Source organism: Micromonospora citrea, assembly GCF_900090315.1.
Lineage (GTDB): Bacteria > Actinomycetota > Actinomycetes > Mycobacteriales > Micromonosporaceae > Micromonospora > Micromonospora citrea.
This window is the reverse complement of record NZ_FMHZ01000002.1, coordinates 5,815,392-5,838,054: the sequence shown is the minus strand read 5'-3', so window position 1 is coordinate 5,838,054 and position 22,663 is coordinate 5,815,392. Positions and strand designations below refer to the sequence as shown.

Annotated in this window: 22 protein-coding genes and 1 tRNA gene; 6 read left to right on the top strand and 17 right to left on the bottom strand. The window is 69.7% G+C overall.

The genetic code is table 11. From position 1 onward, the window contains the following. Position 1 precedes the first annotated feature (1 nt). The 3 genes from GA0070606_RS26665 to GA0070606_RS26655 all read right to left on the bottom strand — a co-directional run bounded on the left by GA0070606_RS26665 (position 2) and on the right by GA0070606_RS26655 (position 4,132). Positions 2–481: a DUF7680 family protein gene (locus GA0070606_RS26665; RefSeq protein ID WP_091105665.1), complete on the bottom strand. Its 480-nt coding sequence runs from the start codon at positions 479–481 to the stop codon at positions 2–4. Next, positions 478–3,705, bottom strand: a complete 3,228-nt coding sequence (locus GA0070606_RS26660; protein WP_091105663.1) for an ATP-binding protein — start codon at positions 3,703–3,705, stop codon at positions 478–480. Before GA0070606_RS26660 ends, GA0070606_RS26665 begins: the two co-directional genes overlap by 4 nt. Positions 3,706–3,883: 178 nt before the next feature. Beyond that, positions 3,884–4,132 (bottom strand): hypothetical protein, encoded by a 249-nt coding sequence (locus GA0070606_RS26655; protein ID WP_091105660.1) that lies wholly within the window; start codon positions 4,130–4,132, stop codon positions 3,884–3,886. Positions 4,133–4,593: 461 nt separating this feature from the next. On the opposite strand from GA0070606_RS26655, the gene GA0070606_RS32185 reads away from it, so the two are divergent. Then, positions 4,594–6,483 (top strand): AlbA family DNA-binding domain-containing protein, encoded by a 1,890-nt coding sequence (locus tag GA0070606_RS32185; protein WP_141721815.1) that lies wholly within the window; start codon positions 4,594–4,596, stop codon positions 6,481–6,483. Positions 6,484–6,595: 112 nt separating this feature from the next. Here the strand turns inward: GA0070606_RS32185 and GA0070606_RS26650 are convergent, their stop codons facing one another. Next, on the bottom strand, positions 6,596–7,684 hold the full coding sequence (locus tag GA0070606_RS26650; RefSeq protein WP_245724816.1) for an ATP-dependent DNA ligase: 1,089 nt from the start codon (positions 7,682–7,684) through the stop codon (positions 6,596–6,598). 1,058 nt (positions 7,685–8,742) lie between these two features. Here GA0070606_RS26650 and GA0070606_RS26645 point away from each other — a divergent pair. Continuing rightward, entirely contained in the window at positions 8,743–9,375 is a 633-nt protein-coding gene (locus GA0070606_RS26645; RefSeq protein ID WP_091105658.1) for a GIY-YIG nuclease family protein, read from the top strand. A 117-nt stretch (positions 9,376–9,492) separates the two neighbouring features. On the opposite strand, the gene GA0070606_RS26640 is transcribed toward GA0070606_RS26645, so the two are convergent. Then, positions 9,493–10,386 (bottom strand): hypothetical protein, encoded by an 894-nt coding sequence (locus tag GA0070606_RS26640; RefSeq protein ID WP_091105655.1) that lies wholly within the window; start codon positions 10,384–10,386, stop codon positions 9,493–9,495. 178 nt (positions 10,387–10,564) lie between these two features. On the opposite strand from GA0070606_RS26640, the gene GA0070606_RS26635 reads away from it, so the two are divergent. Next, positions 10,565–11,185 carry a hypothetical protein gene (locus GA0070606_RS26635; protein ID WP_141721814.1) on the top strand — a complete coding sequence of 207 codons (621 nt, stop codon included), beginning with the start codon at positions 10,565–10,567 and terminating at the stop codon, positions 11,183–11,185. Positions 11,186–11,479: 294 nt separating this feature from the next. Then, positions 11,480–11,854: a hypothetical protein gene (locus tag GA0070606_RS26630; RefSeq protein WP_091105650.1), complete on the top strand. Its 375-nt coding sequence runs from the start codon at positions 11,480–11,482 to the stop codon at positions 11,852–11,854. A 58-nt stretch (positions 11,855–11,912) separates the two neighbouring features. Here the strand turns inward: GA0070606_RS26630 and GA0070606_RS26625 are convergent, their stop codons facing one another. The 3 genes from GA0070606_RS26625 to GA0070606_RS26615 are packed head-to-tail and all read right to left on the bottom strand — an operon-like array spanning position 11,913 to position 14,606. After that, positions 11,913–12,203 carry a hypothetical protein gene (locus GA0070606_RS26625; protein ID WP_091105647.1) on the bottom strand — a complete coding sequence of 97 codons (291 nt, stop codon included), beginning with the start codon at positions 12,201–12,203 and terminating at the stop codon, positions 11,913–11,915. Continuing rightward, positions 12,190–12,975 carry a recombinase family protein gene (locus GA0070606_RS26620; RefSeq protein ID WP_091105644.1) on the bottom strand — a complete coding sequence of 262 codons (786 nt, stop codon included), beginning with the start codon at positions 12,973–12,975 and terminating at the stop codon, positions 12,190–12,192. Before GA0070606_RS26620 ends, GA0070606_RS26625 begins: the two co-directional genes overlap by 14 nt. Beyond that, complete coding sequence (locus tag GA0070606_RS26615) at positions 12,972–14,606, bottom strand: ParB/RepB/Spo0J family partition protein (protein WP_176737424.1); 1,635 nt, start codon at positions 14,604–14,606, stop codon at positions 12,972–12,974. Before GA0070606_RS26615 ends, GA0070606_RS26620 begins: the two co-directional genes overlap by 4 nt. A gap of 150 nt (positions 14,607–14,756) precedes the next feature. Between GA0070606_RS26615 and GA0070606_RS26610 the strand changes: the two genes are divergently transcribed. Beyond that, the gene (locus GA0070606_RS26610) at positions 14,757–16,127 is read left to right on the top strand and encodes an AlbA family DNA-binding domain-containing protein (protein ID WP_091105639.1); all 1,371 of its coding nucleotides are present in this window, start codon (positions 14,757–14,759) and stop codon (positions 16,125–16,127) included. 8 nt (positions 16,128–16,135) lie between these two features. Here GA0070606_RS26610 and GA0070606_RS26605 read toward each other — a convergent pair whose 3' ends face one another. The 9 genes from GA0070606_RS26605 to GA0070606_RS26570 form a co-directional block, all read right to left on the bottom strand. Then, positions 16,136–17,533: a terminase large subunit domain-containing protein gene (locus tag GA0070606_RS26605; RefSeq protein ID WP_091105636.1), complete on the bottom strand. Its 1,398-nt coding sequence runs from the start codon at positions 17,531–17,533 to the stop codon at positions 16,136–16,138. Positions 17,534–17,536: 3 nt separating this feature from the next. Next, positions 17,537–17,920, bottom strand: coding sequence for a hypothetical protein (locus tag GA0070606_RS26600; protein ID WP_091105634.1), 384 nt, complete (start codon positions 17,918–17,920; stop codon positions 17,537–17,539). Then, positions 17,914–18,054: a hypothetical protein gene (locus GA0070606_RS32700; protein WP_176737423.1), complete on the bottom strand. Its 141-nt coding sequence runs from the start codon at positions 18,052–18,054 to the stop codon at positions 17,914–17,916. Before GA0070606_RS32700 ends, GA0070606_RS26600 begins: the two co-directional genes overlap by 7 nt. Beyond that, positions 18,032–18,658 carry a hypothetical protein gene (locus GA0070606_RS26595; protein WP_091105631.1) on the bottom strand — a complete coding sequence of 209 codons (627 nt, stop codon included), beginning with the start codon at positions 18,656–18,658 and terminating at the stop codon, positions 18,032–18,034. Before GA0070606_RS26595 ends, GA0070606_RS32700 begins: the two co-directional genes overlap by 23 nt. Before the next feature lie 62 nt (positions 18,659–18,720). Next, positions 18,721–19,011 (bottom strand): Acb2/Tad1 domain-containing protein, encoded by a 291-nt coding sequence (locus GA0070606_RS26590; RefSeq protein ID WP_091105629.1) that lies wholly within the window; start codon positions 19,009–19,011, stop codon positions 18,721–18,723. 188 nt (positions 19,012–19,199) lie between these two features. After that, positions 19,200–20,120, bottom strand: a complete 921-nt coding sequence (locus GA0070606_RS26585; RefSeq protein WP_218106057.1) for a ParB N-terminal domain-containing protein — start codon at positions 20,118–20,120, stop codon at positions 19,200–19,202. Beyond that, positions 20,117–20,575, bottom strand: coding sequence for a hypothetical protein (locus tag GA0070606_RS26580; protein WP_091105626.1), 459 nt, complete (start codon positions 20,573–20,575; stop codon positions 20,117–20,119). Before GA0070606_RS26580 ends, GA0070606_RS26585 begins: the two co-directional genes overlap by 4 nt. Then, positions 20,572–21,927, bottom strand: a complete 1,356-nt coding sequence (locus tag GA0070606_RS26575) for a putative antirestriction adenine methyltransferase (RefSeq protein WP_245724815.1) — start codon at positions 21,925–21,927, stop codon at positions 20,572–20,574. The genes GA0070606_RS26580 and GA0070606_RS26575 overlap by 4 nt, the downstream gene beginning before the upstream one ends. Before the next feature lie 25 nt (positions 21,928–21,952). Then, a tRNA-Gly gene (locus tag GA0070606_RS26570) sits at positions 21,953–22,025 on the bottom strand. Positions 22,026–22,198: 173 nt separating this feature from the next. On the opposite strand from GA0070606_RS26570, the gene GA0070606_RS26565 reads away from it, so the two are divergent. Further along, on the top strand, positions 22,199–22,378 hold the full coding sequence (locus GA0070606_RS26565) for a helix-turn-helix domain-containing protein (protein WP_176737422.1): 180 nt from the start codon (positions 22,199–22,201) through the stop codon (positions 22,376–22,378). The last annotated feature ends 285 nt before the right edge of the window (positions 22,379–22,663 follow it).

The following is a 22,663-nucleotide window of genomic DNA, read 5'->3' as shown; positions in this document are numbered from 1 at the left end:
GTCACTCCTCCGCCAGGAAAATCCGAAGCGCTCGCCGGACCCGCTCGGCGGCCGGCCCGACGGCCTTGGCGTACCAGTAGTAGGTCTCCTCGGTGCTCATGGCGGAGACCCCAGCAACAATGCGCCGGATGCGCTCGGGCTTGCTGACGGGCTGCGCGGCGAGCAGCGCGAGCGCGAGCCGGACGCCAGCGGCTTCGTCCAAGTGGATGGGCTTGCGTCGGGACACGGACAGAACGCCGGCCTGGTGCCCGCTAGCGCGAACGGCGGCGACCAGGGCGTCAAGGACTCGCGCGGTATGCAGCGGCGTCGCGGTGGCGACCGCGGCGGCGAGGGTGCGGTCGCCGTCGGCGTACTCCTCTTCGAGCCGAACGCCGTACCGGTCGCCTTCCCCTGTCCGGGCCGGGGCGGGCTGTACGGTGAGCCGGAACGTTCGGATGCCGGCCTTGTGCAGCCTGGAGACTGTGGCTGGCTGGGCGCTCATGCCAGCGTCCCTTCGACTGTGAGCTCGCTAGGGCCGAGGCCCCGGATGACCGAGTCGACCGTGCTGAAGGCGTTGTCGGTTACGGTCACGCCGTTCTCCCCGAAGTCGAGGGTGAGAGTAAGCGTCCCGTCGATCTCCTCCGCTGCCTTGAGAAGCGGGCCGAGCTTGCTACTGGCCTGCTGGTACTTGGCCTTGTCGCCTTCCAGCCTGATTTCGATGACGCCTTCTAGGCCGGGCATGGACGCGGCGACGTCGATGGTGACCTTCGCGGGCTGCTTGGGCATCTGCGCGACAGCCATACCGAGTAGGTCTATGTCCTGCGGGCCCCTGCCAGGCTCGGCGCGAACGGTGAGCCGCATCTCGACGAGTGGCTTGCCCTTGTCCATGAGTTCGTCGCGGAAGTTGCTTAGCGCGACGCCGGCTTGGCCCGTCTTGGCCTCGATGCGCTTGGACGCCGGCTTGGCGACGGCCGACTGGACGCCCAGACTGTCGGCCTCGGCCTTGGTAAGGATGTGAAAGCCGTCCAGACTCCGCTCACGGATTTCCTTCACGCCTAGCGCCTTCACACCGGCAGCAGGGGTAACGTCCGTGACGACAAGCTTGCCCTGCCGGAACGCCTCGGCGAGCTGGTCGGCCACCTGCGCCTTGGTCGGCTCCTTCTGGCAGCGGGCCTCGAGTGCGGCTCGCAGTGCGGGACCGGTGGTCGCCGGGCTGACGCTGGCAAGCACATCCCCGAGGGAAGGCGGGCGGCCGAGGACCCCCTTAGCGGCCGCCTCCTCGGCGGTGTAAAGCTCGGCGGTGTCCACCAGCTGAACTGCGGGGGTGGCAGACGTAGCGCTGTACGCCTTCTCGGTGAGCGTGTCGTAGTAGACCCAACCGTCGTTCGCGATGCCCTTCTTAATGGCGTCGGTGAGCAGCGTCGGGTCGAGTAGTAGAAGCGCCGACTGGTCCCTCCAGAACCAGTCGCTGATCTTCTTAGTTGTCGTCGACTCGGGCTTCTCCCAGGCACGCTGTCGAAGCCAGTTCGTCGGGATGGGCTCGGTGCGGACCTTGCCCTCGTTGACAAGCAGCTCACGAATGGTGCGGATGACGCTCTTGGCGGTGTCGCCCTTCTGCGCCGCGGGGAGTTCGCGGTGCGCAAGATGGTTGCTGCTGGCGTCCTTGACCGGGTAGTACACATGCTTGTAGCAGCGGGTGACAGCGATGCGGGCGTTCAGGCCGCTGTCGTCGTACATCTCGCGGACCCTCGTCTTGACCTCTTTCGCAAACGTCGCGAGGCGCGCCGGCTCGGTGACCAGGGCTTCCAGCGCTAGCTGGGAGCGGACCCGGTCCTTGAGGTCCTCGACGGCTCCGGTGTCAGCGACGACGAACACCACAGCGTTGCGGTATGCCCGCAGGCTCCCTGCTGCTCCGGCCCGATCGCGCATCTCGACCACCTGAGGAGGCGCCGTCGCCGACGAGGTGCCCTCCACCGATAGGTGGTCGTAGTCGAAGGCGACAACTCGAAGCCGCGGCTCGTCCGGAACAGAGGCAGGGCTAGTGGGAAACACGACGGCAGTAACGCCGGCATCGCTGGTGAAGGACTTGGCGATGAGTGCCTTGGTCTCCTCGGTGACCCGGGTGCTTGGGATATCGCGCTTGCCATCCTCGACGATCTTGTTAACGTTTGGCTCGGTATGGAAGCGCCAGCGCGTGCCGTCGTAGGTCAGGTGCCAGCAGACCCGCTCTGCCTCGGCCAACGCCTCGTCAAGGATCTCCGGGTCTTCGCCGACGCGCAGCGACCCTAGAACGTACTCGCTGCGCCCGGCGCCGACACCTGCGCGCATCTCCAGCGAGTGCAGGAACACCGTGGTGGCGGCGCGGGTGGCGAACGGCGGCTTACCGGGGAAGCGGGCGACATCGACAGCGTGGCAGTGCGACTCAGGGCCGGCCAGATCGACCTTCGCGACGCCAGAGAAGGCGGCGCGGTCGATCGCGATGGTGAGGTGGTTGAGCGTGTTCAGCCGAGCGAGGTTGATGTCGGCGACGTTGATGATCTCGGGGTTGGCCGTGCCTTCCCACAGGTCCGCCACTACTTCCGCGAGAAGCTTGAGCGAGCCACGGGCGCGCTGGAAGTTCGGGATGCTCCCGAGCCGCTTATCTAGCACGCGGATCGTCTCCGGGTGGAACGGGTAGCTCGCAGCGACAGCGTCACCGTAGCGAGCCGGGCTCTCCGCGCCGCCGGCCAGCGCAACGGTTTCCCCGATTTGTTCGTACAGGCCGCGGTACGCCTCCCCGGCCTCCTTCGCCGCAGCCGGATCGATGCTCTCGAACAGCCGCCGCTTGAGGATTTCCGCGATCTCGCTATCGGTCGCCGGCTGGATCACCCGCCCCGACCGGGAGAGCACGCTGGCACTCTCTGCGTGGGCCGTCGCAGCCCTGGTGGCGCCGTCGAGGAGCTGGCCGAGTTCGCTGGTCTCCTTGGCGTAGGCGTCGCCGGAGGAGGCGAGGCTGATGATGACGACCACGCCGGGGTCGCCCATCGCGAGTTCGAACAAGTTCTTGAGAAAGACGGGCACCTGGGCCGCGGAGCGGCGGACACTCTCGTTGCCGGACTCCGCGACCTGGCGCAGGTGCTGGGCAATCTCGTCGATGATGATGACGGTCGGTCGGCCACCCAGGGCCTTGCGAAGGGTCTCGGTCCCGGGGGCCGTGCGTTCCAGGTCGGACTGAGCGAGCGCCTGGTGGGCGGCGGGCCCGAGCTGAGCCCCCACCTCGCCCCAGAGAGTACGGCTCGTCAGGCCGTTGGTGGCGAGACCGTTCACCGGGTCGAGGGCGTCGCCGACGACGGCAGCGACGCTAACCGGCCCCTCGGGCAGCAGCGACGTGTCGAGGAAGTCGTTGACGTTCGCCGGGCGGGCACCCTTTGCGAGGTGGTACACGGCCACCAAACTGTGGGTCTTGCCGCCGCCGAACGACGTCTCAGCGCGGAGGACGCCGTGGTCGCCGTCATCGCCGGCGACGCCCGCAAGGCGTCCGAACGTCTTCGCGAGGAGTTGCTTCAACCCGCTCGTCGGGTACGTCAGGTCGAAGAACCGGTCGGCGTCAGAGTAGACCTCGTAGCCGCTCGGGTCACGGACGACCTTGTCGAGCTGAGCGGCGAACTGGTTGTCACTCATGCCGCCGGCGAGCACGTCCGGCCTGGGAACGCAGGTGCTCCGGATGCCGCGAAGGGCGCTGCTCATGCCGCCTGCCTTCCGGTGGTGATCGTCTGTTTACGACCCCGCGCGAGCAAACGGGGGCCATGGGCGGGGACGCCTGCGTCTCATCGAGCCAGCGGCGTGAAGGAAGGCTTCCCCGAGCAGTCAGAATAAGGCGAGCCCGGCGCTGATGGGGACCGGCCCACCCGTGTTCGATGTCGGATCAGATTTGGCTCTGGCGCCAGCTACTCGGCCGCGGCCGGGGCCGAGACCTTCTTGCCGTCCGCGTCGACCGCACACCGGCGCCGGCGACGTCGCCGCCCGACCCGCATATCGCCGCGATCCGCTCGAACGACTGCTTGCCGAAGCCCAGTCCCGCCGCCGACGGCACCACCACCAGGTCGGCCAGGCCCTCCTTTACGTCTGCGACGCCGCCCGCCACCTTCGCCCCGAGGTGCTCGCCGACCACCACCTAGCCCTGCTGGGTGCACCAGCGCTGCGCCGCCTTGGTCAGTTCCTCGACGGTGGCTCGGCCGCCGCGCACCGCCCGGGAGAACAGCACCGCCCGCCGCCACAGCCATCGCCGCGCCTCGACGTTCCGACGCCGCCTGATCGGGCCGCGGCCGCGACAGTTCGGGCCCGGCCCCGGGCACCTCCGACGCGCACCCGCGCCTGACGACACGCTAAAAGGCACTTCCGCCCATGAGTCGTGGCGTTCGCAGAGGTCCGCGCCGCCGGGCAGCTCCCCCTCGCAGTGGCCGAAGGTTCAGTTCGGCCAGGCGCTTCGCGAGGTGACCGCCAGGTGCTGCCGGGCGCCAGCGAGCGGCCGCACCAGCCTGGCACGAGATTCGACCAGCGGCGCACATGCCGCTGCTACCCGCCCCTGGGGCCCCCTTGCACCCGTCATCCGGGCCGAGGACTCACACTGGTGCGGTGGAGACTGGTGGGATTGAGTCAGCTCGAACTTGGCTGGTGACAGGGCAAATGGCCCGCTTTGTTGGCTTGCCCGAGTCTGCCTGGCTTGATGTCAAGTCAGGGCCGTACCGACTCGATGATCCCCGAAGCGCAGCAGAACTGGCCAAGGACGTTGCCGCGTTCGCCAACGGAGGTGGTGGCCTACTCATAGTCGGGTTTTCAACCCGCCGCGAGGGCAGCCGCGAAATCATCGAGAAGCTTCGGCCCGTGCCGAGCGGCGTCGTGGACCTTGACCGCTACCGCAAGTTGGCGCGGGAACGGGTCCAGCCGCACGTCAGAGGACTTGACATCGCCTTCTACTCGACCGATGGCGACAGGGGCGTGCTGGTCATCGATGTTCCGCGTCAGCACGAATCGGCCAAGCCGTTTATTGTGGACATCCTAGAAGGGAGGAGGGCACCGGCTGTGGCGGTGCCCATCCGGGACGGCGACGCCACGCAGTGGCTCTCGCACAGCGACCTTCAAAAGCTGCTCTCGGCAGGATGGAACGCGTTGGACGGTCCGCGCGAGAACATCGTCCTGGCACTTCATGAAGCCGTCGCCTCAACGCTACCGATGCGGGACAAGCCACAGGTTCCGCTTGTCGGCGTTGGGTCAGGCGCGATGAGGCGCGAGTTCGAGACCGCATACGCCGCAGCAGGCGGTGAATCAGTCCTTGGTCATCCAACGGATGCGGTTACCTCGCTTGGCCCCGGCTTCATACAGCCACTCTCCGGCAACAGCGAGCAACCCGGGGCAATCTTGTCCGCGCTACCCGGTCACGGGTGCGCGGTCGTGCCGGATCAGATCTGGGAGAGCTTGTGCCGTGCCGGAGGCGATGCGAATCAAGAATCCAGCATCAGCAAGATCGGGTTGCCAAAGACGCCAGCCGACGGGACACCGTTGATTATTGACCGTGATGCCACGGTAGTGGAACTCGACGGCGGAAGTTGGCGAGCAGGCTGCCTTATCCGCTCATCGCCGCACGAGCCGTGGATGTGGCGCCCCATCCCGCGGCTTGACTTCCAGATAAGTTACAACAGCCATTGGCCCGACGGCGGTCACGTAGACGTCGTCGTCCGTGCCGTTCTCGACATCTCGTGGCAAGGGTTTCCGCAGCGCTCTCGTTCCTTGTCGAGGGCGGTTCGGGCGGACCACCAAGCTTTGCTGCCTGGCACCGGGTTCGCGGCGGTGCTGTCAAGCCTTTCCGCGCGTCGTGGCGCCACGATCGCCTTACCGCCTTGGCAGCCGGCGGGCGGACTACACACCTACCACTCCGGCACGAGTTCGCACATGCGCGCCTGCCTTGCTGCACCTGATGGTGCCTCAGCACTGGCAGCAAACGCGATCCTCCAGCTCGGCAGCCTTCGCTCTTCATCGTCTGTGATCGGATATGTGGATCTGAGTATCAATCTGGCTGCGTGGCGTAATGTGCTCGTGGATTCGGGAGCTTCCCTACCAGTGGACGCGGACATTAGGCTTTCGCTCCCAGAGGTCATCGAGGTGTTGACCTCGGCATGGAGCACCGCGCTTGTCCTGCCGACTGCCCTAGCGGTGTCCTACGACGAAATGCCACTGGCTGCACCGCCGTTCATCGAAATGCACCTGCGAGCAGGCACACGCGCCGACAGTGGTGGCGGCTATCGCCAACTTAGCCTGGCAGACGCCGTTGATCTTTCGATCCTAGGAGAGACGTCGGAAGTATTCCGATCAGAGACTGGGCTGCGGGTCGTGGGCCCCTTCGGACTCAATCGAGCCTCACAACGTCGAATGGTGGCCGAGGGTCTCGACGAGCTGGCCCTTGGGTGGGGACACTTCGACATCGACTCCGAAGCGCTGTTCGCCGAGATTACTGACTGGCTGCTGTAGCCGGCAGCCGTTCCGTAGCTGCTCATCGATCAGGGCACCGCGCCTGCCGCTCTCTTGCGTTGCCCGGTTGGTTGCGACGCCGTTGCTGTAGCAGGACTTCAGCCGCGGTCGATCAGGCGCTCCTGGCGTAGTCGGAGAAGGGGTCTTCGCCTTCGTCGAGTATCAGCGGCACGTCGTACACCGACACGTCCGGCCTGGGCCGCGCGTACCGGACGCGGTGACGCCATCGGTGGTGCTCGTAGGCGGTGTCCACCTGAATCTCAGCGACCACGGTCGGCTCGACCTGGGCGTAGCGCAGCGGCTCGGGCCGCTCGAACTGGCCGGACCAGGCAGCCGGTAGCGGATCGGGCCAGGGATGGATGACAACACGACGCTCGGTCGGACGTGGCGGGGACAGCAGCCTCGCCAGCTCCTGGCGCTGCGGCGTGGCCAGCGGGTGCGTCCGGCCGGTGTATCGCAGCCGACCGCGCCGGTCGAACCGGCCGAGGAGAGCGGTGTCGGGGTTGCGGATGCTGCCGGTGACTCCGCCGATGATCGCCTCCGTGGTGGCACGGGCCCGGAACTTCGCCCACCCTCGCTGGCCAGGCTCATACCGGCTGTCGAGCCGTTTGATCACAACCCCTTCGACGCCGGCCGCGGTCCAGGTGGTCAGCCATTCGCTGACCTCGGAGACGTCGGCGCTCTGCGGGGTGACCGCCAGCTGGGGCGGAGCGCCGGCGAGCAGCCGCACCAGCCGGGCACGACGCTCGACCAGCTGGGCGTCCAGCACCGACTCCCCGCCAGCGTCCACCAGCAGGTCAAAGGTGACGTAGTAGGCCGGGTGCTCACGGGCCTCGCGCAGCAACTGTCGGCCGGCGGTGACCCGCCGCTGCAGCAGGGCGAAGTTCGTCCGCCCCCGCTCCCAGACGACCAATTCACCGTCGAGCACCGTGCCGGGCGGGACGAAAGCCCGCACCGCCCGCGTGATGTCCGGGAAGTACGGCGTCAGATTCCTGCCGGCGCGCGACTGCAAGTAGACGTCCGAGGCTCCCCGGAAGGCCAGCGCCCGCCACCCATCCCACTTCGGTTCATAGACCAGGTTCGGGCCCTCGGGCACTGAGTCGACCGGCGCGGCCAGCATCGGGGCGACAGGCCGGCCCAGCACCGGCCCACCCGGCGACGTCTCCCACCGCCAGGCCGGGCTCAACCCCTCCAGCCCCATCCGCCCACACCGCGAGCGCCGCTCATGCGCTTCCCTCCCCCACGATCGTGGGACGGCGGGGGCGGGGCGCGGGCGCAGATCAGGCAAGACCAATGCCCCGGACCTGCGCATTACGAGATCAAATTGCCTACTTCGCGCGACCTGAGCACAGCGATCTTGCAGCGGAAACGGATCTCGGTGTCTCACGCCGCCCCCCGCCTTCTGCCACCCGGTTGCGGGCTGAATGCGGACTGCCAGGTTCAGGAGCCGGCCTTGGGGTTAGGAGTAGCTCGGGGTCGCGCTGGGGTCACTGGAACGTTCGGCTGATTCCGATCAGCACCGATCGAAGCTACGTTTGCCTGGTCAATCGCATGGGAGGATCGGTGGATCAACCGGAGCGAGAACGATTGGCTGCCAAGCGCGACGACGCGCTACGAATGGTGCGCTCAGGCCATGGTGTTCACCGCGTTGCTCGGGACCTTGGGATCAGCCCCGTGACTCTGCGAAATTGGATGACAGTTGAGCGTGAGCTCCAGGAGCGCGCAAACCGCGGAAATCCGAACGTCGCACCGCATGACTGCCCTGTCTGCGGGCGCGCGACGAAGGTCAACCTCCGGTCGGGGCGCCTCCACTCGCACAACTATCCGCACCAGACAAAGGTTTGTCCCGCGTCGGCTTCCGCTGTAATTCCACCCCAGCCGGGAAGGGCCAAGCGGCCTACCCTGCCTCCCCTGCGGACGCCACCCCAGCCAAAACCGAGAAGCCCGCAGTACTACGACGGGCCTTCCCAGAGCGTCTCGGCAAGGCCGAGCGGCCTTCCGAGCCTCGGCAAGCGTCGCTAGACCAACACGCAGGGAAGCCCGTGCTGCTTGGTCGGTTGCTGGCGGATCTCCTCGTCAGGCAGTCAACGACCGTCCGGCCTCGCTGGACCGGGCCAAGGTGGAGCGCCGGCAGGATTCGAACCTGGGGGCTTGGAATTAGAAGAAGATCTCAGATGGCTGGTCAACGCCCTGTCCCTGCTCAGGCCGGCCGCCGGTGTCGGATCGTGTCGGGCTTAGCTGGCAGGCTTGGCTGTACGGATGGCTGTACAGCCAGCGCAGCGACATCGACGAGGAGTGCCAGTGGCCCCGGAGGAAGCATTGCTCCGTCCCCCCCGGCTTTATCGGGCTGAGGAAGTCCGTGGACGTGGCTGCCCTATACCTGCGGCTCCCGGTGCCTACGCCTGGTACTTCACCTCGCCGCCACGCCTCGTCCCAGTTGCCGGGTGCCATGAGAGGGACGAGGCGGTGCTGCTTTACGTGGGCATCTCACCGAAGGCACCGCCGAGCAACGGGCGCCCTCCGAGCCGGCAGACAATCCGCAGCCGAATCCGCTATCACTACCGGGGCAACGCGGCCGGGTCCACGCTGCGCCTGACCCTTGGCTCGCTCCTTGCCGACGAGCTCGGGATTGGCCTACGGCGGGTCGGTAGCGGCAACCGGCTGACGTTCGGCCGAGAGGGTGAGAAGCGGCTCACCGCATGGATGGCCGAGCACGCCCAGGTCGTGTGGGCGGCGACGGATCAGCCGTGGAAGCTTGAGGAGGAGCTGATCCGATCCTGCGTGCTTCCACTCAACCTCGACCAGAACCGGCATGGCTCATTCCACGGTCAGCTCTCCGCGCTCCGTGCTACGCAACGGGCGCAAGCTCGATTGCTTCCAGTGGAGCGATGACTGGTCGGTTCGGTTGGACCAGCCGAAACTCGGGTGCCTCGCTGGCTGATGCCATGCCAGCAGGACGCGCCATGAAGGAGCCAGCGATCTGGCTCCAGCTCATCGCCGCGACCTACGCTATCTCCGGCGAAGCAGCACCCCGGCCTCCAGGAAGACGACCTGCCGGTGGTCGCGGACGTCATCGGTTGAGTCAGCATGCTGTTCACCGAGGTCGAGGACAGGGTCCGGTGCGACCTGATAGTTCCCGTCCGCGTCGGGCGCGAGTGTGACGAGCTGGTCGTCATCGCCCCACTCACCAGCCGCGATCATGTATGCCGCTTCCTGCAGCAAACCGGCCAGCCTCGAGCTTGTATAGAGGCCTCGGGCTTGCATAAATCGCGCAGGGAGCCTGATCAGCTGCGGCCACCCGGCGCGCCCACACTGTTCGAGCTCGGCCCAGAAGTTACGCCAGCGGACGACTTGAGGCGGAGTCGCGCTAGAGCCCCACGTGACCACAGGGTTGAGCTGGGAATGGGTCAGGTCGAAGCGGACCAGCCGCTTCTTAGTGCCTCGCCTTGCGCAGCCGTGCGCCGCCAGCTCCTTGTGCAGCACTCTCTCCACTTGGGCGGCCGTCAAGACGACCATCCAGTCTGCGAACCACCAGCCTGGACCGCTGCGGCCGAATCCTAGTTCTGTCACCGGACGTCCTCCGGCAATGGCTGCGGTGGTCAGGTCGCCGTGCCAGCCCGGCCAGGGGAAGGCATAGAACGGCTGGTGCCCGATTGGACGTTGGCGGTACTCCCACAGTTGCCCCAGATCCACCAGCACATCGTGGAGACCCGTACCGGCGACAGTCGTCGTTTTCAGCTCGAGTTGGACGGCCTTGCCTGGTCTCGTCGGCAACCAGCGGACGTCGATGTCTTCGCGGCTACTGGGCCACCATAACGCGGCCTGGGACCGATAACGGTACGTCAGGTACTGGCTGGACCAGTGCTCGAGCGTTTTCTCGGGGACCGACACGGACTTGGGCATGAGGCGACCATAGTGCTCCCGCTACAGGGGAGTGCGCCGATAGCAAGCTCGTCAATCTGCCGACTCCAAGCCGACGGTCGCGTACAGGTGCCTCCCTTCTCGATGGACTGACTGCTTGACGCCCAGCCGATCATCCCGCATTATTGAAAAATATCCCGCCCTTAGATAGGAGGGGCTAATGACGGGAGTGCAAGCGAGCTTCGAGTGGCGGCGGCTCGGCACCGTAACGATGATCGCCGACAAGGTGATGTTCCCCAGCGGCCCGGCCGTTCCCGGGGTTTGGCGGGTAAGCGTAGGTCCTCACGCACACCATGGAGCCGCCAAAGATCTGCGGGCCGCGATGTATGCGTTGACCACCCCTGGCCCAACCCAGAGCACCAACCAACGGGTCAACGACGCCGCTCGAGGCGGCCTCGCCCACCGGCAGCTCGTGGTCGTAGACGTGATCACCAGCGCCCAAGTGAACATCCACGGGAAGCAGGTACCCCTCAACCTGGAGCCGGACGACAATCGAGCGTTCATCAAGGCCGCCGCGATCCTGGCCGCTGAAAACCCGGATCCCGACCCCGACTCCGCTGACTACCGGCGAGCACTCGCCGCCGCACAGCGAACCGTCACCGCCCTTGCCGGCACCGACATGATGGGAGCAGACACAAGCGGCAAGCCGACCGAGCCCGACAAGCGTGACGTCAAGCTGATGCGCGAGGCAGTGGTCACACTCACCGCCCTCGTCACCGAACACGATCGATACTGGCCGAACAGGTGGGGGCATGAGGGCAATCCCCCCGGCTCGCGGTAGCCGACACGGCGGAGCGACGCGCACGTTCAGTCAACGACGACGATCATCCCCGTTCTGCGGGCACCCGCGACATGCTGGGCACCAGCACGATCGCAGAATCCACGCCGAGTTGTACTAGTCGTGGCCGCCGGGCTTGGCGAGCATTGGCAGGATCCCGGTCATCGACAGCACCCGCTGGACGTGGCCGGTGGGATTGACCAGGGTGAGGCGGACACCCCTGTCGGTCAAGCTGGGGACCACCAACTCTGGGTGCAACTGCGCCTGTTGGAACGTGTGTTCGATTAGCCTGCGAGCGTGGAGTGGCGAACGCGCTGGCACATCCAGATCCGCTGGGACCGGGCCGACAACTCGCCCGCCGGTGTGACCGTGGTCGAGCGCGTGGCCGACTCGGCCGCCGACCTGCGCCACCTCATCGCGCGGGCCCGTGCCGACCCGCACGTGGTCGCCTTCCCCTACCGCCAGGTCCGCGAGCTGGTCGGCGACGAGCCGACGCACTGCCGCGCCGGGCACGCCTACGCCGGCGGATCCGCCACCCGGCCGGCCCGCGACTGGTGGCCCTGCTCCTGCGGCGGGCACCTGGTGCTGCGCTGCCGCCGCTGCCCCGACGTCCTCGCGGACCCGCCGGTCGGCGGGGACTGCGACACGAAGAGGCGGGCCACGTCTCCGTGACCCGCCCCGGTTGGTCCGCCTGCCGGACTAGCCTCGCGTCGCTAGTCCGCTCAACGGACTAGCTCAGCCGCGGTCGGCCGTCGCCGCCGCCGAGGTGCCGCACGATCCCGACGCCGCGCTCCCGCTGCACCCCGATCGCGCACACCATGCACAGCACCACCGCGCCGTCGCCGAGCAGCGCCCGCGCCTGCCGCTGGCGCGGCCCGATCCACACGTCCGTCCCGCACTGCTCGCACGTCGCCAGCGCGTGCTCGACGGTCGGCACGTAGTCCGGCATCCCGCTGCCCTCCAGCAGCGCGTTCAGGTTCGTCGGCGGGCAGCCGAGGATCGCCCGGTCACCGATCTCCACGCGGATCCTCCTCATGTTCCGTGCTGGTCGAGGCGACGACCCGGCCGTCCGCGCCGACCCGCAGACCGGGGCCGGCCACCCGGCCGCCCGCCGCCCGCACCGCGTCGACCCGCTCGAACACCTGCTTGCCGAAGCCCAGCCGCTCCAGAGACGGCACCACCACCACGTCGGCCTTGCCCTCGTCGACGTCGGCGACGGCCTCCCGCCAGCCGCGAGCGCCGACGTGCTCGCCGACCACCTCGTAGCCCTGCTCCGCGCAGTACCGCCGCGCCTGCTTCGTCAGCTCCTCGATGGTGGCCCGGCCGCCGCGCACCGCCCGGGAGAACAGCACCGCCCGGCGCCGCACCCAGCGCCGCGCCGCCTGGTCCCACCGCGCGTTCTCGTACAGCCGCGACAGGTCCGGCCCGGAGCCCTCCACGTCGGGGGCGCAGCGCACGAACCTCCGCGCCTCCACGTCCCACCGCACGTGCCAGCCGAACTCGCGGGCCTCCGCGTGCGCCGGCCACCGGCCGGTCCAGTCCGCGCGCCCGCAGTCGTGGCCCGCGGTGCCGGGCTGCGCCCGGCACCACATGCGCTTACGCCCGGTGGCCAGGCACTCGGCCACGTCACAGTCGTCGCGGTGCGCGTCGCCGATCACCGCCTGGCAGGCCGGGCAGGTCCCGCGCAGCAGCTCCTCGTCCACGGGCGTCTCCACGCTGTCGGTCGGACCGGCGCCGGAGGCGCGCACCATCTCGGTACGCGCCTCCGGCCGACCCGCGGGGGTCGCGCTCACTCGTCGCCCTTCGCGTCGGGCTCGGCCGCGTCCAGGTCCGCCTCCGGGCACGGGTCCGGGTCGGCCTCGGCCTGCGGCTCGGCGTCGCCGTCGGCGTCGTCGTCCGGCTCGGCCGCCGGCTCCACGTCGCCCTCGGGCAGCTGCACGTCCTCGATCGGCCGCACGCCTTCGGCGTCCTCCACGTAGCCTTCGGCGTCGTCGTACTCCAGCGCCGCCTCGGCCTCTTCCTGCTCGATAGCACGCTGCCGCTCGGCCTCCTCCTCGACCAGCTCGGCGTGCCAGGCCTTCTCAGCCTCCGACAGCTCGTAGCCCTCGGCCACCAGGCGGTCCAGCCACGGCAGCACCAGGTGCTCCCGGTTGGAGTACCGCCCGGCCGCCACGGTCGCCGTGTTGCCCTCGTGCGCGGCGACGAACCGGGCGACCAGCAGCCGGTTCAGCCGATCGATGCCGGCCGTCTGCCCGTCGCGCGGGTCACCGCCCGCCAGGGCCGCGACCAGGTCCTCCTCGGCCCGGTCGTAGAAGCCTGGCATCACCACGGCGGCGCGCATCGCGTCGACCAGCAGGGCCTTCGCGCCCTTCGCGCTGCCCCACTTCTCGACGAGGAACCGCCGCCGCACCTCGCCGGCGTCGAGCAGCTTCTGCCGCCGCTCCTCGGCCTCCCGCTTCGCCAGCTCCTCGGCGACCTTCTGCGCGGGGCTCTTGTACTGCGTCCACTTCGTGCGCTTGTACCCGTGGGCGTCGGGGTCCTCGCACACGATGACGGCCCGCATGTTCCCGTACGAGCCCTCGACGATCGCGCCGAACCCCTCCAGCGTCTTGACCTTCTCGACGTCCAGCGGCTGGCCGTCGGCGTCCACCAGGTCCTCGACCTTCGCCGCCGCGCAGTTCCACGGCCAGTCCTTCGGCTTCTTCAACACCCGGACGCCGGCCGCCGTCAGCTCCTCGGTCAGCGTCTCGGTCGCGCTCTTGTCCTCGCGCTTGCGCTTCTCCTCCTGGACCCGGTGGCGCACACCCCAGCCGGACTCGACGCCCTTGAGGATCCGCTCCATCGCCTTCGGGTCGTCCTCGAACTCCTCCAGCGCGGCGACGTCCTCCAGCGTCAGCTTGCCCGCGTCGGCCGCCTCGGTCGCCACGTCGCCGAGCGTCTTCAACTTCAACGCGGACTTGACGTGCTTCTGGCTCCGGCCGGTGCGCCGGGCGATCTCGGCGACGTCCAGGCCGAACAGCTCCAGCTGCGCGTACCCGTTCGCCCGCTCGCTCTCGGTCAGGTCGGCGCGCTGGTCGTTCTCGACGAGCATCGCGACGATCTGCGCGGGGGCCAGGCCCTCCAGGTCGGGCCGCACCAGGCACGGCACGGTCTGCGGCTGGCCGTCGGGCCACTCGCCGGCCTCGATCGCCTCGGCCGCCGCCTTCGCGCGTCGGTGGCCGGCGACGATCCGGTGGCCGTCGCCGTCGGGCACGACGGTCAGCGCCTGCAGAACGCCGCTCGCGGCGATCGAGGCGCGCAGCTCGGTCAGGTCGCCGAGCGAGCTGCGCAGGTTGCTCTCGTGCGCGAGCAGCGCCCGCGGGTCGATCTGGGCGAGGTGCGGGGCCTTCTTGCCTCGGGGCCGCGCCTTCACTGCTGCTGTCACTTCCGGTCTCTCCTCTTCCACGTGAACACGGAGGTACGGCCAGGGCCGTACATATTCATTGTATCAATCAAGATCATCTGCCGTCCAATCAGGAGCCTCGCTGACCTGCCGATTTGCTCCCCTGCGGCGGGGCGGTCCACGATCGAACGCATGCCCACGCTGCGAAACCGCAGGCTCGAACAGCTCCTCGGCGGACCGATTGACGAAACCCTGACCTACAAGCAGGTCAAGGGGCTCATCCCGGACACCACGGAAGGCCCCGACCTGGATTTCAAGCGCGACACGTACGGCAGCCGCGACAAGGACCGGAAGGAGTTGTGTGCCGATGTCGGCGGGCTGGCCAATGCCAACGGCGGCCTGCTCATCCTCGGCATGGAGGAGGACAGCCAGGGCCGCGCCACGAAGGACGTCGGCGTGGACATCAGCGACGCCGAGCGCGTCCGGCTCCACCAGACCGTCGTCGCCAACGTCCAGCCGACGCCGACCTTCGACATCATCCCGGTAGAGGATCCCGACCGGCCCGGCACCGGATTCCTCGTCATCTGGGTCGCCCGGACGGCGACAGCGCCGCACGCCTACATCCAGAACAACTCGCTGCTCTACCCCAAGCGGATCGGCACGCAGAGGGCCTGGCTGTCCGAGGCACTGGTGGCCGAGGCGTACCGGGCACGATTCGCCGGCTTCGCAGACCGCATCGACGAAGCCGCCCGGATCGAAGCCGACTTCGTTGAACGCCTCGCGCCGGACGAGACGTTCGTAGTCGTAACCCTCGTCCCCGACATGCCGGGGGTCTTCACCATCGACACCCCCGCGCTGAGGGCATTCGGGCTGAGCAACGCCGACACCACGCACACCGCGTTCGGCATCGGGGTGCGCCACTTCATCCGGTCGACCGTGCGGCGCCGGTGCCTTGTAGGTGCAACGAGGTACCAACCGAACAAGCCGTACTCGCGCGGGGCGTGCGAGCTGCACGAGAGCGGCAGCGGCGTCTTCTCCAGCGCGGTTGACGTGCGGACGTCGGGCGTCGAGGACCTGACGTCCCGTCTCGTCGACGACCAGTGGCTCACCCTCGGCATCGCCGCGGGACTGCGATTCCTGGCCCGCCACGCGCGCGACAGGGCGGCGGCCGGTGGCCTCGCCACCGTCCGGGCCGCCATCGCGCCGTACGTCCCGGCCGCGCTGGTAGACACCCTCGGCTGGCCGGAGGACCGGCTCGGCTGGTTTGCGGCCCAGGCTCTGGCAACGGGGAAGGGCGGTGAGATCACGAACGGCGCGTGGGCTGACACGGTCGCCGACATCGACGATCTCTGCGCCGACGGTCCCGGGCTGGTCGCGGCAACGTACCGCCTCACCAGCGAGCTGTTCCAGGCGTTCGGCGCCCCCGAGGTCAGGCAGATCACCGCCGACGGCGGTATCCGCCTTCCCCACTGGCATCAGCAGATCCGTCCCACGATCAACCGCTGGGCGCAGGCGGCCGGCGTCGAGGTGCTCACGCAGCCGCTCGCGCAGCCGCTCATTTGATCCCTGGGTCACCGCGGCCCCGCAGACGGCCGTGCCTGCTGGCCCAGCGGCGACGCCACCACCGCCCGCCGGGACTCCTTCGACCGCAGGTACGTCACGCCGTGCACCAGGGCGTCCAGCCGGTCCGGGGAGTCGCCGGACTCCGGCGTCCAGGTCGTCAGCTGGTCCTCCAGCAACGGGAACGTCCCCACGTGATGCACGCGCGGCGGGTCGACCTCGTACCGGGCTGCCACCGGCTCGGCGCGCACCCGCTTCGACTGGCGGGCCTGCACCACGTCCAGCGGCGGGTCACCACCCGGCAGCAGGCCCTCCTTCTGCATGGCCACCCACGCGTCGACCAGGATGTCCCGCAGCCACGCCGACGAGCCCTCGTACACCACGACGTCCGCGTCGACGTCCAGGTAGCACTGCCAGATCCGGCGGGCCGCCGCCATGCCGGCGATCTTCATGCTCCGGTCCGCCAGCACGTAGTGCTCGCCGTCCTCGCCCCGGCCGACGGCGACGATGCCCGTCTCGTCGCTCGTCTCCGACACCGTGTCCGCCGGGTCGACGCTGACCACGGTCCGCACCAGCGGCGGCACGTCGTCCTTGTCGACCCGCCCGGCCTCGATCCACGCCGACTTCCACAGCGCGCCGTCGACGTCGGACAGCAGCTCGGCGTCCAGCTCCTGCCGGCCCAGCCGGGTGCCGCCGTACTGCTCCAGCAGCTCCTCCAGCGCCTCCGCCGATAGGTTCTCGGCGTTGTCCAGCGTCCGCCCGCGGGTGATGACCACCCGGGGCCGGCGGCTGCGCGCCCGCTGCTTCTTCGACCGCGCCAGCAGCTTCTTCACGTGCGGCAGCGGCTTCGGGGTCGTGCTGATGACCATGCGCGGGTCGGGCGCCTCGCGCATGCAGAACCACAGCATGTCGAACACGCCCTGCGCCGTCTGCAACGGCCAGGCCGCATACTCGTCGAGCCAGCAGCCGTCGAAGTCGTAGCCGCGCAGCGTGTCCGGGTCCTGCGCGCCGAAGCCCCGGATGATCGCCCCGTTGGTCAGCTCCAGGTACGGCTCGCTCTTGTTGAACGTCCGCACCTCCTTCGGCGGGATCACCGCCAGCAGGCCGGCACGCCGCGCCGTAAAGCAGACGTTGAACACCTCGCGGTGCGTCTTCGCGACGACCGCGTAGTGCCCGCCCGGCCTGGTCCCCGCCCAGCCGCGCACCGTCTCCGCCCCGGTGCGGGTCTTGCCGAAGCCACGACCGGCCAGCAGCATCCAGATCCGGTAGTACGCCGGCTCCATCTGCTCTGGGCGGGCGTGCCGCCGCCAGTCGTACCGGACGAGGCCCTGGACCTCCGACACCTCGCGCAGGTAGGCGGCCAGCTCGGCGTCGGTCATCAGCGCCGGGTCCGGGTAGGCCAGCAGCACGGCTCAGCCCTCGGCCCGCATCTCGGCCGCGCGCTGGCGCAGGTCGACGACCGCGCACCAGGCCAGCGCCAGCTCGGTCGCCAGCATCACCGCCGGGCAGCCCAGCGACGCCGGGCCGACCCACCGCAGGCCCGCCCACACCACGGCGGCCAGCAGCGCCGCCCAGCCGCCGAGCAGCGCCCGCCAGCCCCACGCCCGGCGGGCGAGAGCTCGCGCCTGCTCCCGGCTCAGCGGCGGGGGCGGCGGCACGCTCAGGCTCGGCGCCGGCGGCAGCGGGTCGACCGGGGCGAGGCCACGCACCGGGCCGCCCGGCCGGTACGCCGGGGCGGCGGCCGGCACCGGGTGCGCCGTCAGCCGCCGCGCCGACCGGGGGCCGCGGGTCACCATCGCAGCGCCACCAGCGCCACGCCGGCCATGCCCATCACCACCGAGCAGACCGCCACGCACCACACCGCCCAGCGCGGCGCCCGCACCTCCACGGCGATCCACGCCTCGCCGTCACCCTCGCTCCTCCGGCCCACCGGCCGCCTCCCCGTCCTCGTCGTCCTCGTCCCCGTCGCCGGCCAGGTCGTCCGGCTCCCTTCCCGTGGCCGTCTGCCCGGCGCGGGCGGCGGCCTCGGCCATCAGCGCCCGGAAGAAGTCGGCGCGCTGCTGCTCGTTCATCTGCTCGACCTCGGCGCGGATCGGGCCGCCGTCCGGGCCGGTGTGCGCCGTCGTGGAGTCGGGCAGGCCCAGGGCCAGCCGCTCGACGCGGGTCGACACCTCCAGCCAGCGGGCGATATCGCCTGGGGTCAGCTTCGACGCGTCGAGGTTCTGCAACCGGGTGACGAGCTTCCCCTGCAACGCCGACGCGATTCGCGCGTGCCGGCGGGCCATGTCGCGCCGCTGCTCGGCCAGGCCCTCGGCGTACAGCCGGTCCTCTTCCCGGTCCCACGCCGCAGCCCGCTGCACCCACTTCCACGTCGTCGCCAGCTTGTGGAGGTAGTCCCGGCTTTTGTTGACCTGCTCGGCGACCTTCGCGACGGTGCGGGCGCGGCCCAGGTCGCGGTACAGGGCGAAGTACCCGTACGCCCGCTCGGGCTCGCTGCGCTGCCGGTCCCAGGCCAGCACCTCCGGTTCGCTCATGGTCACCTCCTCGTGCTGCTAGGCGGGCGGCCCGGCGGGTGCAGCGCCGGGCCGCCCACGTCTCAGTGCCCGCCCTTGCGTCCCCCGCTCATGGGCGGCCGGGCGATCGCCGCGTTGCCGTACATCAGGGCGTCGTCCAAAGCGGACAGCACCATCGACGTCTCCCGCCCGGCGGGCAGGCTGCGCATGGCCTGCGCCATCGCGCCCTTGATCGTTCGCCGCCACGCCTGGTGGGCCTCGGCGGTCGCCAGGTCGACGGGCGGGTGGTAGTCGCACCGCCGGTCCAGCTCGTACCGCTGGCGCTCGTCGAGGCCGGCGTACAGGTCCTCGCCGCTCTGGGCGGGTCCGGTCATCTCTTCCTCCAGGGGTCGGGCCGCAGTGGGTAACTGCGGCCGGGGCACCGGCCGGCGGTCTGCCGGCCGGGAGTCGAGGGGCGGGGCTCAGAAGGGCCAGTGCCCGATGCAGCCGGCTATCAGCCCGCCGACGATCACCACCAGGTAGACGGCGGCGATCACCTTCGTCGACCGGGGCAGCCGGCCGCTCATCCGGCGAGGTAGTCCGCGGCCAGCAGCTCCAGCGCCCGCCACCGCTGGTCAGCGGGCACCTCGCCCGAGCGGACCAGCTTGTCGACGGCGCGGTGCAGCACCGCCGCCGCGTCGGCCGGCATGGAGCGCGTCTCCAGCACCGTCTCGATCGGCACCAGGCGGTGCGCGTGCCCGATCGGCTCGCCGCTCTCCTCGTCGAGCCACACGCCGTCGCGCAGCTCGCCGAGGTGCCGCTCGAACACGGCGAGGATGAGGCCGAGCGCGGTGGCCACGTTGCCGACGTTGTGGGCGCCGTGGGCCGTCGCGAGCGCGTCCAGGGTGGTCTCGTAGTCGCCGTACCCGGCGAGCCAGCGGGCGTCCGCCTGGGTGAGCTTCCGCGCCTCGTCGAAGCTGGCGCGGGCCGCCTCCAGCTCGTGCGGCAGGAACACCAGCTGCACCGTGGCGAAGTCCAGGTTCGCCTCGGACAGGCCCTCCAGGTCGACCTGCGCGAGCAGGTCGAGCTGCTTGTCGTCCAGGCCCGAGTAGGCCCGCCAGTCCACGTCGTCCAGCTCCTCGTACAGGTGCTTCAACGTGGCCGGGTCGTCCTCGCCGGCGATCGCGTTGTGCGACAGCTGCAAGGCGACCTGCCGGGCGCGGGTCAGCTTCTGCTGCACCACCATCACCGTGATCTCGGTGAGGCCGGCGTCGATCGAGGCGGTGACCCGGTGGTTGCCGGACAGCACCACCTTCCGGTCGCCGTCGACGTCGTGCCACACCAGCGGCACGCTCGTCAGGCAGCCGTCCCGCTTGATGTTCGCCACCAGGCGGTCGTACTGCTCCTTGCGCATGTACCGCGCGTTGACTTCCAGCAGCGTCAGGTCCTGCGGCCGGACGGTCATCAGCCGCGGGTCCAGGGGCAGCTCGTCGACGTCGCTCACCGCCCGCCTCCCGCCCGGTACTGGATGGCGAACCCGGGGATGCCGAGGCCGAAGTCCGGGTCGGCGCTCGCCGGCCGGATCGGCGCGTGCAGCACGAACTCGTCGGCCGAGCAGGCGGGCCGGTTCGGCATCATCCCGGCGGGCACGCCCGTCCACCGGAACCGCTCCTGGCAGCCGAGGCAGCAGATCGAGAGCTCCACGATGTACGCCACCACCGTGGGGTCGTCGTCGGAGGCGGTCAGCCGCTGCACGTCGGCGTCCAGGTGCATGTCGACGTGCTGGCACGGCTTGTCCGGGTCCGCCGACGGCGGCGGCATCCGGAACCGGCCGTGGGTGGGGCAGACGCCCGTCTCGGCGCCCTCGTCGCACTGGTAGGGCGTCATGCCGTCCCACAGCGTCTTCGGGCAGCCCGGCTGCTCGGCGGCCGGCGGGTCGCCGCGGTGCTCGTCGCTCATCGTCGCTCGTCCTTCCCGTGGCGGCGCTTCCACTCCGCCAGCGCCTCTTGCAGGGTCCAGTCACCCAGTGGGCCGCCGTACTGGAGCTGGTAGCGGTGGATGCCGTCGGCGGCCGGCTCGCTGCGCTTCTGCAACTTCACGCCGGGGATGCCCCGGCCGTACTTCGCGCTGTTCGGCCGGTCGGTGAACGCCGTGGTCGACCAGCCGGTCAGCCGCTTCGACAGGGACCGCTGCAACAGCAGCTGCGCCTCGCGGCTGGCGGCCGCCATCACGATCAGCTTCGCCAGCCGCCGGTACCGGGTCCACGACACCGGGAAGTCGCTCATCAGGTACGCGGTGCTCGGGTCGAACTTCGGCGGCAGGTACGCGAACGCCCCGATCAGCTTCCGGTCGACGCTCACCGCGCACGCCAGCAGCGGCGACCCGGGCAGGATCGTCTTGCTCATGAACTGCGACCGCACTGCCGAGAACTGGCCGCCGGTCAGCACGTGGATCGCCATGCGGTCGCCCAGGTCCTCGTCGGGCCCGATCTTCGGCAGCAGGATCGGCGCGACCTGCTGGGCGGGCGCGACCACCCGGCGGGCTCCGGAGCTGGCGTACACGTAGATCGGCATGCCGCGGTTGGACGTCTGGACGACGCCGCGCAGCCAGGGGCGCAGCTCGTCGCGGGCGATGTGCAGGCCGAGGATCCAGTGGGGGCGGTCGAGCACCGCCCCGATGATCTCCTCCTTGCCGTCCTCGTCCAGCAGGTCGTAGCTCGGCGCCGGCCAGTCGAAGAACTCGTCGATGCCGGCGAACTGCGCCTCGTAGTCCCCGGCGTAGAACGGCGGGAACATGGCCACCGGCGCGTCGGCCGGCACGACGTCGCGCAGGTAGTCCCGCACGTCCCCGCAGTAGTAGTCGGCCAGGCGCAGGGTCAGCGCGTTCAGCTTCGCCACCGTCTTGGCGTGCATCGACGGGAACTGGCCGACGGTCGCCCGGACCATCCGCTCGTAGTAGACGCCCTGCCGGCCGACGTACTGGAGGAACCGGGTGCCGAGCATCAGCGTGGCGAGGGTGTCCGTCGACGTGGCCAGGTACGGCTCCAGCCAGGCCAGCTCCTCGGCGTGCTCCTCCTTGAGCCGGTAGTCCAGCTCGCGGCCGGCGAGCCACCAGCCGAGCGCCGAGCTGTACGCCTGGACGTCGTTGCCGTGGATCGCCCGGCCCTCGCCGGGCCGGCTGTGCAGCGTCCGCTCAATCGTGAAGTTCCCCGAGCAGCCGACGTACAGGTCGGTGTCCGGCCAAGACTCCGCGTGCTCGTAGATGATCGAGCGCAGGTCAGCCGGGATGCTGCCGTGGAACACGCCGCTCACCACCTTCCCCTGTGGCCGGGCGTCGAGCGCCGGCCAGGACTCGAACCTGGGCCTCCACCGTGGAACGGCGGCGTGCCAGCCAACAGCACTTCCAGCGCACGGCGTGCAATGCACGCGCAGTACCGGATAGTAGCCGTACACCTGGCCGTCGGCGAGAGGGACTGTACGCCTCCGATCTCACCGTGGCGCGGCGTAGCCCACCGTAGATCTATCGGGCCGCAATGGTCTACAGTGACCGCACATCAGCGCCGGAGGGCAGGAGGAGGACGAGGTGGCCAGGGACTACACCTACGCCGAGGCCGCGGCGAAGCTGCGCATCGCGGAGACCACCCTCCGGCGCTGGGTGTCCAAGGGCCGCATCCCCTGCCACCGGCTCGGCCGCAAGGTCCGCTTCACCGACGAAGACCTGGCCGCCGCCTACAAGCCGGCACCCGCCACGGCGCGGCGCTGATGGTGATGGGCGTCCAGGATGGTCGCGCCACGCACTCATCGGTGACTGCTGGCCCGATGCCGGCAGCTGGAGGCCCCGCCCCGCGCCACACCCCCTAGACCGTCCTAGGAGGGTCGGTCCCACCGGACGGCACGGCACCCCAGCCCCATCTCTGGCTCGCCGTCCGCGCCGGGACCGCCGCTCGCCGAAGTGATAGGCGTCCTCTGGCGCGGTAACTACGGCCTGGACCGGGACCCCACGGCCGGCACGGTCTTGCCGTGGTGTGGTACTGGATGGAAACACATT